The sequence below is a fragment of the Pseudoalteromonas sp. Of11M-6 genome (assembly GCF_022347905.1).
Classification (GTDB): Bacteria; Pseudomonadota; Gammaproteobacteria; order Enterobacterales; family Alteromonadaceae; genus Pseudoalteromonas.
The window spans coordinates 66,374-81,477 of the sequence record NZ_JAKRFW010000005.1 but is presented as its reverse complement, the minus strand read 5'-3'; the positions used below and the strand labels follow the sequence as shown (position 1 = coordinate 81,477).

Below are 15,104 nucleotides of genomic sequence, written 5' to 3'. Positions count from 1 at the left end.
GGCAGCTCCTAGTTTGAACAAACTTTACTCTCAAGGGGGATTAGTTACTAAGGTGCACACAACCATGTTTTTTGCACTGGGAACAGCGTCCCCAAATGGGTCAAAATAGCCTCAACATGATTGGCTAAATAGAAATGGCCACCTTCATAGACCTCAATGTTGATGGGCTGACTACTCACTTGTTGCCAGGCTTGGGCTTCTTCGTAGGTGAGCTCGGTATCAGTTGACCCGAGCATCACGGTGATTGGAAGCTGCAATTTTGGTGCATTAAGGTTTGGTTGATAAGTCTCAATTAACTGGTAATCATTGCGCAGCAACGGCAACATCATCTCTAGTAGCTCTGGAAGGGCATTGAGATCAACCTCCGTACCATTAAGACGTTTAAGCTCATTAAGCATGACTTCATCGGGGGCTTTGTGTACTTCGGTCGCATGGTGGCAACTAGGTCCTTCAACAGCAGACACCACCAGTTGAGTTGGAGGCGGATAGCGATAGGCCTGAATGCGCTCGGCAAGTTCGTAAGCGATACCGCCGCCCATACTATGTCCAAACAAGATATAAGGCTTGTTGAGTATTGCTTTAAGTCCTGTGGCCAAGTTGCCGACCAAACGATCCATGTCCGAAATCAAAGGCTCAGCCATGCGGTTTTCACGACCTGGATATTGTACAACCACGACTTCTAAATCTGAGTCGGCGATATTAGCCCAGTGACGAAAGTAGCTTGCACTGCCCCCTGCATGAGGCAAAATGATTAACCGTTTAGAGGCATTGGGGCGTGCTTTAAAAATGCGGTAACACGCACTGTTGTTGGTGTATGTGGTATTAAGCATTGTTGTACTTCTGTGTAAGTGGCTTGAGGTAATCGCGGCTGACCGCAAAGTTTGGGAGACTGAATTGGGCCAATATGGATTTTAGGTTATCTGTGGCGTATTGGTGGTGACCACCTGAGTCCATACCTTGCTTGAAGTAAAGCTCAACAAAGCTGCGCACAAAGTTGTCATTGAGTTTGTCTTTCCATGTTATAAAATCAATTGGTTGAATATCGCAACCGAGTTCGTTAAACCAATTATAGATCTGTGCAACATCGGTACTTTGGTCTGACACTAAGTGGAAGTTACTGTTTTGGCCCGTCGCACCTTTCACTATGGCCGTGATGCAGGTTGCCACATAGTCTACGGGAACAATGTTTACCGCCAGCTCGGACGCAGGATAGGCGTGAATATTCAAGCAAGCACGATAAAATTTTAAGAATGCATCATCATTAATAAAGGGTGTTTCTGTGGTTGCCCAAGTGATGGTTCCGGGACGTAAAATATTGACTGGTACGCCGTGTCTTCTTGCTTCAGTAAATAAGGTTTCAGCCATAATTTTTGACTGCTCATACGTTAACTCCACTTCACGCCATGGCACCACTTGGGTATGTTCTACCACGGGCTGAGGTACATCACTTGGTAACGCGTGGTGTACTCCGATAGTAGAAATATAATGCACTGGCTTCACTTGATGCGAGCTTGCTAAGCGGATAATTTCACGGGCGCCTTCGACGTTGGTTGGGTAAAGAGCAGAAAGCGGATCCATGAGGTTAATGATCGATGCATTGTGAACTATCACATCCACTTGTGCACTTAGAGCTTGATAGTCTGTATTGCTTAAACCAAAGTAAGGCTCGGACATCGTACCGCTGATTATCTGAATACGCTCGTGAGGTATAGTTGTCGGTAGGCCTTTTTCTGCTGCGGCCTGCTCCAAGCGCGAGAATCCATGCTGAATATCATCACAGCGCATCAAGCATAGAATACGATAATCCGTAGTATCCAATATTTCGCGCAAAACATAGCTACCCAAATACCCCGTGCTGCCAGTCAATAATAGGGTTTTTGGCTCGGAATTCGAATCATACGGTAGGGCATCAGCAAGGCCTTCGAGTGCTTCAGTAGCCATGCTGTTTAAATCAATGCTCTCAAGCCATGCTTGTTTTGCTTCATTTGCTTTTGCCAGTGCTTCGGACATTTCGCTGAATACGGCGTGATTGAAAATCAGGTCAATATCTGCATCAAAGCCTGCTGCTAGAAATGCGCTTAGCAGGTTGATGGCATTTAAGCTGGTACCACCAAGTTGGAAAAAATCATCGTGGCGCGATACCTCCGTCACGTTGAGTAAATCACGCCAGATTTGCGCCACAGTTCGCTTAACATGATTGTCAAATGGTGCTTCATATTGTGTTGTCAGTTGCTGCTGTAATTGCGTCAATTGTACTTTAAGCTGTTTTCTATCAACTTTACTGTTCTGACTAAGAGGAAGTGTGTCTAAGGTAAAGAAATGCGTCGGTAACATGTATTTAGGCAACTTGTCATTAAGTAAGGTGCCCAACTCACTGAAGATGATTTCGCTATCGGTTACTTCTTTGACAACCAGTGCCGCAGCTAAGTTACCATCAGTAGATAGATTGACCACCGCGACGTCTTTTACAGCTGGGTGTGCGGCAATAGTTGACTCTATTTCACCCAACTCAATACGATGACCATTGATTTTGACTTGGCCATCTTCGCGCCCTTGAATGGCAATGATGCCGTCATCCATAATGCAGCCTAAATCGCCAGAGCGATAAAGCCTTTCACCTGTTTGTGGATGTTTAATAAATAGCTCAGCAGTTTTTTGTTTATCGTTTAAATACCCTAATGCCAAACCATCACCTGCAATATACATTTCGCCGGTGACCCAAGTTGGGCAAGGCTCTAGTCGGTCATTTAAAATGTGAATTTGGTGGTTTGCTAGTGGCTTACCATATGGTACTGAAGCAGCATCATCCGCGATGTCTTTGACAGTGTGCTGGACACACCAAATCGCAGTTTCTGTAGGGCCACCTTGGCTGTTCAGGTCAATATGAGGCAGTTGTTGGATTACTTGCTTTGCAAGTTGGACAGGGATCCAATCGCCAGAAAGCATGGCCAGCCTAAGTGTACTGAGCGTCTGATCTTCCGCCCATGGCAAACTGGTCATCAGCATTTGCATTTGCGCAGGCACCGAATTCCACAGACTGACCTGATGCTTGGCTATCACTTGATGCCAGTGGTTTGGATCTCCTCGCAGCTCTTGAGCTGGTAATACCAAAGTCGCCCCTGCTGAGAGTGTACCAAAGATATCCCAAACTGAGAGATCAAAGCCGTAGCTCACCAGTCCTAAGGTTTTATCTTTCGGGTTGATATCATACAGGCGATTAATTTCCAGCACGGTATTCAGTGCTGCGCCGTGCGATAGCTGCACCCCTTTTGGCTGACCTGTCGTACCGGAGGTGTATATTACATAAGCTGGGGCTTTGACAAAAATTTGCTGCTGTCGACGTTGCGTGAATATTTCCAATAAACCTTGAAGGTCCTGCTGCGGAATAGCCGGTAGTAATTGATCTAATGCAATAACAGTGACATCAGAGCCAAAGTCTAGGTTAGCATATTGCAACTCTGTGAGTACGATTTTGGCACCTGAGTTAGCGATGATTGATTGCTGACGAGCAAGCGGGTGTTTTGCCTCAATAGGTACATACACACAATCGGCAAACAATACAGCAAACACTGCTGCAATTTGTTGTGTGCTTTTGTCTGATACGATTGCAATATGGTCGTTCGGTTTTACCGAGTCGACAAAGGTGAGCCTGATTTGAAGTGCCAACTGTGCAAGTTGTTGGTAAGTCATTTCGCCGTTTTGGTCGATCACCGCAATTTGATCTGGGGTATCTAGAACATGTCGTGCAAATCCAGAGTGCAAATATCCTTTAGCTTGTTCTGTTTTGGTGTCGTTTAGCGCGGTGATGTGTACTTGCGTTTGCTTTGGCAAACTCACCGGGCTGGTGGACTGCCATAGTGCTTCATTATTAGCCAGCCCGTGTAATAGTTCACAAAATGCTTGATGTGCTTGCTCAATCACACCGGCTTGGAAAATCCCTTGACGGATATCCCAATCTACGATCAGCTCTCCACTGCGCTCCGTTGCTTGACAATCAAGCCAGACTTGCGGCGTTTGAGTAATTCCGTAACGCAACTGTGCATCATGCATAAATTGGTTGCTGTCTAACTCATCACCTGACAAACCAAGGGTGCTAGTGTAGACAATTGGTACTATGGTATTGCTTTGCTGTATTTGGTTCATAGCTCGTAATACTTCAACGCCAGTAAAGTCGCTGTGTTCCAAATCACGCCAAAGTTGTTGCTGTAACTGACTTGCCCGCTTGGCGAAACCCGCTTGCGGATCTGGCGATACCCCTAACACGTTTACTGCGATAAAGTCGCCAACCACGCCACGGACATCTGGGTGCACATTGGCGCGATTCAACATAGTGAGGTTTAAACAAAAATTAGGATGGCGAGACCAGCGTCCAATTACCTCTGTAAATGCGGCTAATACAAGGCTAGAAGGTGTTAGTTTATGCCTTGCCGCTCGCTCGCCAAGGCGCTGCCAAAGGGTGGGGTCTAACTTAAAATGTAAGCGAGAAAACGCGACGCTTTCCTCGTTGCCTGTACTTTTTGCTCTTGGTATCTCGGGAGGAGCTGGCAGCGTTTTAATGCGTTCTAGCCAATAGGCTTTGTGCTGTTCATAGCGCTGTGCTGTTTTAGGATGTTCTAACAAGGCTTTGCGCGCGATAACAATATCTCGGTACGAAACCCCCAGAGGCGCAAGAGCACGCTCTGGATGGTTATATAATTCACCGAGCTCGGCGAGCATAATTTGAATGCTAGCAAAATCGGCGATAAGCAAGTCGATAGAAAAATGTAGAATTGACCCTTCACCGGTTTGGCTAAGGTGTAAGTCATATTGTGGCCATTTATCCGGTTGATAGTGGCGGTGAGCCAACTGTTCACGCAGGCCTAATAGTTTTTGCTGACGAGTTTGCTGATCAAGCGCTGCAAATTCATGCACGCGGATCGCTTTTGGCGTAACCTGTGCGATAATTTGTTGAGTACCATCAAGGTTGATAATAGCGCGTAGCATATCGTGGCGCTCAACTAACTTGTGCCAAGCCGTTTGCAGGCGTTTTGCATCAACATTCGGTAGGTCTAATTCAATGTAACTATGACAGCCAACACCGCCATACTCAACGGCATTATTACGGCCAACTAAGTAAGCGACCTGTAAATCGGTTAGTGGAAACGGCTGATAGCGGTCTGCATAATTAGGCTCTATAGCTGCCATTACAGGGTCGCTTAAATAGTCGATAAGCGCTGCTTTGTTGTCTTGTAATTGTGTTTTTAGTGCTGCTGTCATTACTCCAGCAGGGGCCTTAAATTTTAAGTTGCCTTGATCGGCCCACAGGTAAACGCCGCGGCTTTCGAAGTCAGCGATAATACTGGCGATTGTCATAATGTACCCTCTTCAAATAGTTCATCTGTGTCAGAGGTTGTGCCGCTTAGGTCACGCCAAGCTTGTGTTATGGCATTAGCGAAGCTGGCAATACTTGGGGCGCTAAATAGTGCTGTAAGTGACACAGATGTTGGAATAATGTGTTGTTGTTGCAGTGTTTGGATAAGCTGTGTTGCGCTCAAGCTATCACCACCTATGGCAAAAAAGTCGTCGTGGCGAGAGAGCTGAGGGCGTTTTAAAAGTGATTGCCAGATTTTTGCAAGCTGTTCTTCAAGCTCACCTTCAGGCGCCTCGAACTCAGCTTGCTTTAGCTCCAATGCCATAAATTCATTGAGCAATTGCTTTCGGTCAATTTTACCGTTGGCGCTTAGCGGTAATGTCTCAAGTTCTAATAAATGGCTGGGCACCATGTATTCTGGAAGTTGCTGTTCCAGTTGTGCAGTAATTACCTGTGTATCTAGCGTGGCTTGGGCTTCCTTAACAAAGGCAGCAACCAGCTTTTTCGGCTCACCAATTGTTAGTGCAACACCGCGACTTAAGCCTTTAACCTGAGCCAAGGCGGCGTCGATTTCACCGAGCTCAATGCGATGTCCGCGCACCTTAACTTGGTGATCAATTCGGCCTAAGAACTCGAGGTTGCCATCCGGCCAGTAACGACCGCGGTCACCAGTGCGGTACCAACGCTTACCATCGGCCATCACAAAGCGCTGATCCGTTAATTTTTTATCTCCTCGATAGGCAGTGGCAAGGCCCACGCCTCCGATCCATAGTTCACCTGCAACCCAATCTGGACAATCACGGCCACATGGGTCTACTACACGATATGTTTGGTTCGGGAGCGGTTTACCGTATGGAATAGATGACCAATGTTCTGGCAGCTCACCTTTTACCTCACAGCTGTTTGACCAAATGGCTGCTTCAGTGGCACCACCCATGGCAATTAATGGGATCTGTGAGTGAGTCTTGGCTTGTAATCTTGGCGGTAAATCTAGGCCAATCCAATCACCCGATAGCATCACTTGCGAAAATGGTAGTGGGCGTGCATCGTTTTCAGCGACGACCAGTAGCATGTCGAGCAATATCGGCACTGAATTCCAAGTAGTGACATGATGTTGATGCACTAGTTCAAGCCACGTAGCTGCGTCTCTACGGCTTGCCTCATTGAGTAATACAACACTGCCGCCAACGCTTAACAAGCCAAATAGATCGTATACCGAGAGATCAAAATCCAATGCAGAAACAGCAAGTACTCGGCTATTGCTGTTGATAGCATAGTGTCGATTTAGCTGGTCAATGGTATTTGCAGTCGCTTGATGACACATTTCGACCCCTTTGGGTTCACCGGTAGAACCTGAGGTAAAGATCACATATGCGGGTGCATCTGTTGCTACTGTCAAGGGGGTTGCCAGTGGCGTAAAGTCCTCTGCATCCGTTACATTGAGGCGAGTGACACCCTGCTCAACGTCTTGGTTGATGTGTGCTTCGTTCGTAAGTATCCAACGGATCCCCGCAGTGCGATGAATTTTCGCTTGACGGCTGGTGGGTTGATGAATACCAATTGGCACATAGCAGCCTCCAGCGGCCATAATGCCAAATACGGCAGCAACCTGATCTACCCCTCTTGGCAAGCTCACTGCCACCGCTTCACTCAGCGATAGTCCTCGTTGAGTAAGTAAGTGGGCGATACGCAGTGCTTTGTCAGCCAATTGGCCATAGGTTACTATTTGCTCATCAGCTATCAGCGCAACGGTATCGGGGTGCTGACGGGCATAGTCAAACATCGCTTGGTGCAAAGTACGAGGCGTTTGTTCAGCGTAGGTGTTGTTTACTCGGTCTCGCACCAACTGTTGAGATTTGGGTAATGCGTGGCTAAATGCTGTATCCGTTGAAATAGATACTTCGTCCAGTAATGTTAAGAAACGGCTAAACATATTGTCTAGCAACTCAGCTGGAAACAGTGCATCGACGGCATCCCAAGATAGAATTAGCTCACCTCTGAACTCATACATTTGATGATCAAGCCAAACCTGTGGGGTTGCTGACAATCCGCCATCGGTAAATTGCGGTAAATCTTCATTGAAAGAGTCTGCCAGTAAGTCGTCAGCCATCCCTAACGTACTGGTAAAGACAATGGGCAATGCAGCTGCGGTGCGCCCCATAGTTCGGCTACGCTCTCTTTGCACCCACACTGATGAAACTGCTCGGTGATCAAGTACATCAGCAAGTTGCTCTTGTAGTTGCTTTGCATGTTGAGCAATTGTGATGTGCTCATCAGGGTGGTAAGCAAGGGGGGCCAGAGACGTAAAATCACCAACAATACTGCCAACTTCTGGATGTACATTTTGACGATCAAATAGAGTTAAATTTAAGGTATGTGCATGGCCACCACTGTACTGACTGAGTACTTCCGCATAGGCACTCAGCACTAAAATACTTGGTGTTACATTTTGCGAGCGAGCCGCTTGTTTAATGGCTTGCCACTTGGCTTTTGGCAATCTTGCACTGCGGCGAGAGAATTCGCTGTGTTCAATTTGCAGTGGATCTTGTGCCAGTGGTAGTGCCGCAGCATCCGGCAAGGTAGGTAAACGTTCTTGCCAGTATGCTTGGGCTTCATCTGTGGCTTGCTGGCTATGTTGAACTTGGGTGACATAGTCTCTAAAGGTTAAGGAAAGTGGCGTTAGTTCAGTATCTGGCGCTTGGTATAAAGCAGCGAATTCGCGCAATAACAACATGATGCTATAGCCGTCTAGTGTCATGTAGTTAAACATCAAAGCAAGACGCGTACGCTCAGTTTCACCCGCTTGATATCTTGCAACTTTAATCGTTATCGCATCATGTAAATGTTGGCTATTTTTAGTTTGCCACCATGCGTGAATTTGCGTTCGTGCTTGCTCTAAACAGGTGTAAGTCATTGGATCGATATCCAATTTTGGTATGCCGCTTTGCTGCAACACAACCTGTTGGTTATTATCGCTCACTTGGGCGCGCAACATATCATGGCGTGCATACAGCTTTTTCCATGCGAGCATCATTCGCTCGGTATCAAGCGTTAAACTATCGAGTTCGAGTAAGTAGTGAGTGCCGCAATTAAGCGGGAAGCCCGGGGTTTGGCCTAACCAATAAGCACTTTGTACTTCAGTCAGTGCAAATAGTTCAAACTGATGTTCGGGTCTAGCTACAATTTGCTTGCACTGTGTGGCTTCATGCATCTCAAGTGTTGCTGCAAATGCACCAAGCGTTGGGTTGGCAAACAAAGTGCGTAAAGGTTGCTTGGTCGACAACCCACGGTGGGCGAGCTGAGTCAGGAATTGGGTCGCCAGGAGCGAATCGCCACCGAGTGCAAAAAAGCTGCTTTCTAGGCCAACATTGGCAACCCCCAGTAAGTCTTTCCAAAGCTGTGCAACTTGAAGTTCGTTATCTGTTTGTGGCGCTGTGACAGCCACTTCAACGCTAAGTTGGTCGTCAAACTGGGTAGCAAGTTGTTTTCTATCTACTTTCCCATTAGCGCTTAGTGGCAGTGCATTTAAGGCTAAAAAGTGACTCGGTACCATATAATCGGGCAAAGAAAGAGCAAGTTCTGTTTTTACTGCATCGAGATCCAGTTTCGTGCTTTCATCCATTACCAGTGCAGCAACCAACATTTTAGGCTCGCTAATGGTTAATGCCACTCCACGAGAAATGCCTTTAATACGGGCGAGAGCCGTATCAATTTCACCCAGTTCAATACGATGACCGCGTACTTTCACTTGGTGATCTATACGCCCTAAGAACTCAAGGTTGCCATCTGGCCAGTATCTACCTCTATCGCCGGTACGATACCAACGAGTACCTTCGTGGTTGACAAAGCGCTCAGCTGTGAGCTTTTTATCTCCCCGATACGCACTAGCAAGGCCTGCGCCACCTATCCATAGCTCACCAGCAACCCAATCTGGGCAGTCGCGTCCGTAGGCATCGACGACACGGTAGGTTTGGTTCGGTAGTGGTTTACCGTAAGGAATGGAGCTCCAGTGAGCTGGAATGTCGTCTCTTACCTCACAGAAATTCGACCAAATAGCTGCTTCTGTTGCGCCACCCATAGCGATAAGTGGAACTTCGGCTTTATTTTTGGCTTGTAAACGCGGTGGAATATCTAGGCCAATCCAATCACCTGACAACATCACTTGTTTGAAAGGCAGTTGCCTGTCATCTTGCTCTGCAACGATGAGCAACATATCCAGCAGGACGGGTACAGAGTTCCAGACAGTGATATTATGTTGGTGCACGAGCTGTAACCATTCGCTGGCATCGCGGCGGTTTTCATCACTGAGCAACACAACTTGGCCCCCCACACCGAGTAAGCCAAAGATATCGTATACCGACAAGTCGAAATCCACTGCAGACACTGCTAATACACAGCTATGTTTATCAATTTTATAGAGTTGATTGATTTGATCTATGGTGTTTGCGGTTGCCTGATGGCACATTTCCACCCCTTTTGGTTCACCAGTCGAGCCCGAGGTAAAAATAATGTATGCAGGTTGTTCTGGTGATACTTCTATAGGCATTGCTTGTGGTGTACTTGCTGTAGCCACGTCCAACCTTATCACTGACTCGATGGATTCGACTTCAAAGTGATCACTGTCAGTAAGAACTAATCGGATCCCTGCTATACGATGTATTTTTGCCTGACGACTCGCAGGCTGATGGATCCCGATTGGCACGTAACAGCCGCCCGCAGCCATAACTCCCAAAATAGCAGCAATTTGATTTATGCCACGTGGCAAAGTGACTGCAACAGGTTCTGCTGGTTCGAGCTGATGTTGCTGCAATAGCGCTGCAATACAGAGCGCTTGCTCACATAGCTGTGCATAACTGACATGCGAGTTTTCAAATACCAGTGCCGTGTCGCAGGGATTTTGCTGTGCGTGCGCAAAAATAGCATGGTGCAAAGTGCGTGGTGTTTGTGGGCGTTCGGTGTGATTTACCGCGAGACGTGTATGCGCTTGTGCATCAGGTAATGGTAAGGACAACGCCTCTTCCCAGCTGCTATGACACAGCTTTTCAAGCGCACCAACATAGCTGTTGAACATGTCATCAATCATACCGGCTGGGAAAAGTGCATCCACCGCATCCCAAGATAGAATAAGTGAACCATCAAATTCGTATAATTGATGGTCGAGCCAAACTTGCGGTGTTTGTGATAAACCTCCAGGTACAATCTTGGGGAAATCGCCGTTTGAGTTTTCAAATAAGCCGCCACCAAGACCCAAGGTGCTGGTAAATACCACAGGCAGCGCTGCTGATGTGAGTGTGCTATGGCGAGCTTGTTCGCGCTGGATCCAAATTGATGAAATTGCTTTGTGTTCAATAGCCTGTGCAATTTGCAGCTGCGCTTCCTGCGCTTGTGCCAATAATGAGTCACCAACATTTTTACGAAATGCGATGGGGGCTAATGTGGTGAAGTCACCAAACACTTTATTGATATCCTCGTGCACGTCTTGGCGGTCAAACAGGGTTAAATTGAGCGTGTGATCACCTTCGCTCCAGCGCCTCAGCACATTGCTGTAGGCCGTTAATAGTAGTACTGAAGGGGTAATGCCATAGGATCTCGCTTTATTTTTAAGTGCTTGCCAAGTAGTCGCATCTAGTTGTGCTTCGCGGCGCACAAATTCAGGTTTAGTAATATTTTGTGGGTCTTGTACCAGTGGTAATTGTGGCGCAGGTGGTAAGGTATTAATCTGTTCTCGCCAGTATGCTTGTGCAGCTATACGCTCTGCATCATTGTGTTGCACTTGGATCACGTAGTCTCTAAACGAAACACTAATCTCCGGCAAGTGATAAGCGGGATCGTTATAACGGCTTGCAAGCTGATCTAGCAGCAATTTAATACTAAATCCATCGAGCGTTAAGTAATCAAAAATGATCCCTAAACGGGTCTTATTAGTACCATAATTTACGGCGCAAATACGGTGATTAGGTAACGTCACTGACTCATTTTGGTCGTGGCTTTGTAGCGCTTGTTCACAAATTCTACGCCAAAACTGGTGGAGATGATCCCGAGCAGCATTGGCGTGATTATTGGTTTCTGATTTCAAGCTCACTTGTGCAATAGACACCGCAGGTAAATGAGACAGCAGTTGTTGCTGACCGTCTGGTGTGATCACTGCTCGCAGCATCTCATGGTGCTCAACCAGTTGGTCCCAAGCTTTTGCCATACGTTGAATATCGACATTTTCTCCCTCCAACTCTAGCAAATACAAAGTGCTGCAGTTAAGCGGCAATCCCGGTGTTTGGCCCATCCAATAAGCACGTTGTACCTCGGTGAGAGGGAATGGTGCATAACGATTATCTAGATCTGCCACTATTTCGAGTTTTGTTATCGGCGCGATGCTTTCTAAACGCGCTGCGTAGGCGCTTAATTGAGGAGATGAGAATAAGTCGGGCAGTGGTTTTGGAGATGCCAAACCTTGTTGTTTGAGCTTTGCAATAAGCTGAGTCGCAATTAAGCTATCTCCACCTAACTCGAAGAAATGGCTTTGCTGACCGATTTGCTCAACCCCCAGTAAAGACCGCCATATATTGGCAAGGCATTTTTCGTTGTCTGTTTGCGGCGCGGTTAAACTCAACGCACACTGCTGCTGCGTGGCAGCCAGCTGGTTGACAAGTGCTTTTCGGTCTATTTTACCATTGCCACTGAGTGGCAGCTGCGGTGCAAATTCGATATGGCTTGGCACCATATAATCTGGCAGTAGCTTGTGTAATTGGCGTTGTATGGCGGCGCTGTCTAACGTGCTTTGAGCAGCTAAAACCACAACACTCGCTAGGCTCTTAGGCTCGCCAATGGTCACGGTAACAGCGCGCTGAACACCATTAATATTGGCAAGGGCTGTATCAATTTCACCCAACTCAATACGATGCCCGCGTATTTTAACTTGATGATCGATGCGTCCTAAAAACTCGAGGTTGCCATCAGGCCAGTAACGACCTTGGTCGCCAGTGCGATACCAACGCTCGCCATGTTGTTCAACGAAGCGTGCCGCCGTTTGCGTGCTATCACCACGATAACAAGTTGCTAGACCAATACCGCCGATCCATAGCTCACCAGGAACCCAATCTGGGCAATCTTGACCGTGCTTATCAACAACGCGATACTTTTGGTTTGGCAGAGGTTTACCGTATGGGATTGAGTGCCAATGCAGTGGCAGTGGTGAGCGAACTTCACACCGGTTTGACCAAATAGCTGCTTCTGTTGCGCCACCCATTGCAATAATAGGTGGATTGGTGGCGCTGATATGTTGTAGCCGAGGAGGAAGGTCTAAGCCTATCCAATCACCAGACAACATCACCTGCTCAAAGTGCAGTTGGCGGCTATCTTGTTCCGCCGTGGTCAAAAGCATATCTAGCAATATCGGAACAGAGTTCCAAATAGTTACCTTGTGTTGATGTACCAGCTCAAGCCATGCTTGTGCATCACGGCGCTGCTGCTCATCAATAACGACTAGCTGTCCGCCAACACTTAACAAACCAAAAATATCATATATAGAAAGGTCAAAATCAAGCGCTGAAACCCCGAGCGCACAGCTATCTTGGCCAATTTGATAGTCTTTATTGAGCTGATAAATGGTATTGGCAGTGGCCTGATGACTCATTTCAACCCCTTTGGGTTCACCTGTAGAGCCCGATGTGAATATGATATAGGCGGGATTTGCAGGGTCTGTGATAACAGCTGATTCTAGTGGCTCAGCTAAAAGCGCTTGTTGAATATCAATACATTTTACTGCTGGGTCATGTTCTGGATCGTCACCAATAGCAATTGCTAGCTTGACCTCTGCGGTGCGATGGATCTTTTCTCGCCGTGATTGAGGCTGGTGAGGTCCTATAGGCACATAACAGCCACCAGCTGCCAGTATTCCAAGTATCGCTATGATCTGCTCAGCGCTTCTGGGTAATGTTACGGCTACAGGTTCTGCACTATTCAGCCCTTGTTGCTTCAAATAAGCGGCTATGCGTAGCGCTTTTTCAGCGACGGTGCGATAGCTTAACCGTTCGGTGTTGAATATTAATGCAGTCTTATCTGGGTGTACCTGAGCACCTCTAAAAAATGCTTCATGCAATGTATGTGGGGTATAAGGTGCATGGGTGTTATTGGCTGCTTTGCGTTGGATTTGCTGATACTCTGGCAGGTCAATAAGATGTAATGCGTGCCATGCACTGCTATTTGCCGCTAGGTTTTCAAGTAATGCAACATAGCTTGCAAACATAGTATCAATTAGCGACTCTGGGAAAATCTCATCCACAGCATCCCATGCCAGCATCAAACCTTCATCGACTTCATACACTTGATGGTCTAACCACACTTGCGGCGTTTGCGAGATCATATAGTTAAATTGACCTAATACCGTGTCTTGTTGCGACAGAAGTGGGGTGCCTAAGTTACAGGCAAATACGATAGGTGCGCTCACACCCTGTGCATAACCGTGTTTTACTAAATCGCGTTGGATTTGAACTGCGGAATAATCACTGTGTGCAACGTTTTGGTGAAATTGGCTTTGTATTGCTTTTGTATGATCAATAAAACCTTTAGCTTCACTAAAATCACAATCTAAAAGCAATAGATTGGTGAAGTCGGCAACCACGTTTTCAATGCCTGGGTGCTGAGTCTTGCGATCAAAAAGTGGTAAGTTCAGCGTGAATTTCTGCTCGGTACTAAATTTGGCAAGTACGTACGCATAACTAGTGACGAGCAACATAGCGGGCGTCACTTGATGCTGTTGTGCGGTATTTTTAAGCGTCTTCCACTGGTACTGGCTCAAGGTGTGCAAACGGCGAGAAAATGTTGGTCGAGTGATCGCTCGAGGGTCGCAACGAAGGGGAAGCTGTGGGCCCGAAGGTAGAGTTGCTAAACGCGTTTGCCAATAAGCTTTGTCTGCTTCAAACTTATCTTTATTTTGTGCATTTTCAAACGCTAGATACTTTGCGAAGCTCCAGTGTGGATCCGTGTTGAGTGTACCGCCATGATAAAGCACCGCAAGATCTTTTAATAAGATATTTAAGCTCTGCACGTCAGCGATCAGTAGGTCTACATCAAAGTGGATCCGACATTTTCCTTCGGGAAGTAAACTCAATTCCAGCCCAAGGGTTTGACCATACTCAATACCTAATTTTCGGTGTGATAGACGGCTGCGGATTTGTTCTGCCGCTTTAGTTGCCTCATCAAGAGTTAGTGACCTAAAGTCGTTAATTGCAAGCCCCGGAGTGGGAAGCTGTGAATGCACTTGCTGGGTACCTGATTCAGTAAACTGCGCACGTAGCATGGGATGATAGTGATAAAGTGCATGCCAAGCTTGTTCGAGCCTAATTGGGTCGATGTCTTGATTGTCTATTTCCAGATAGGCGTGACAACCGACGCCACCAAGCTCTTGCTCATCTTGGCGACCAATCCAATAGGCATATTGCACGTCAGTGAGCTCAAACTCTGCGTAGGGATCTATATCGGGTAGTTTAGGGGCTTCAGTAACTTCGACATCAGTATCTGTTTGCGTGCATAAAAGTGTTATCCAGTCGCTAAGAACTGGTTGTTCAATCAGTTTTGAAAAGGTCACTTTTGTGCCTTGTTTTCGCCACTGATTGACCAAACGCATCATATGCATTGAGTCTAAGCCAAGTTCAATAAGGTTGGCATCTAGCTTGTCTTCAAGCGGTGTTTGCACAAACGCTTGTACATGTTTTAACAGCTGTTTCTTATTTAGGGGGGACTTTACCTGTGCCATGTG

Annotated in this window: 3 protein-coding genes; all 3 read right to left on the bottom strand. The window is 46.9% G+C overall.

The window, feature by feature from the left end:
- Positions 1–47 precede the first annotated feature (47 nt).
- Genes MHN32_RS04180 through MHN32_RS04170 form a run of 3 tightly spaced genes read right to left on the bottom strand, consistent with a single transcriptional unit; the run spans position 48 to position 15,101 of the window.
- Positions 48–830: an alpha/beta fold hydrolase gene (locus MHN32_RS04180; protein ID WP_239421003.1), complete on the bottom strand. Its 783-nt coding sequence runs from the start codon at positions 828–830 to the stop codon at positions 48–50.
- On the bottom strand, positions 823–5,352 hold the full coding sequence (locus MHN32_RS04175; protein ID WP_239421002.1) for a non-ribosomal peptide synthetase: 4,530 nt from the start codon (positions 5,350–5,352) through the stop codon (positions 823–825). The genes MHN32_RS04180 and MHN32_RS04175 overlap by 8 nt, the downstream gene beginning before the upstream one ends.
- Positions 5,349–15,101: a non-ribosomal peptide synthetase gene (locus MHN32_RS04170; protein ID WP_239421001.1), complete on the bottom strand. Its 9,753-nt coding sequence runs from the start codon at positions 15,099–15,101 to the stop codon at positions 5,349–5,351. Before MHN32_RS04170 ends, MHN32_RS04175 begins: the two co-directional genes overlap by 4 nt.
- Positions 15,102–15,104 lie beyond the last annotated feature (3 nt).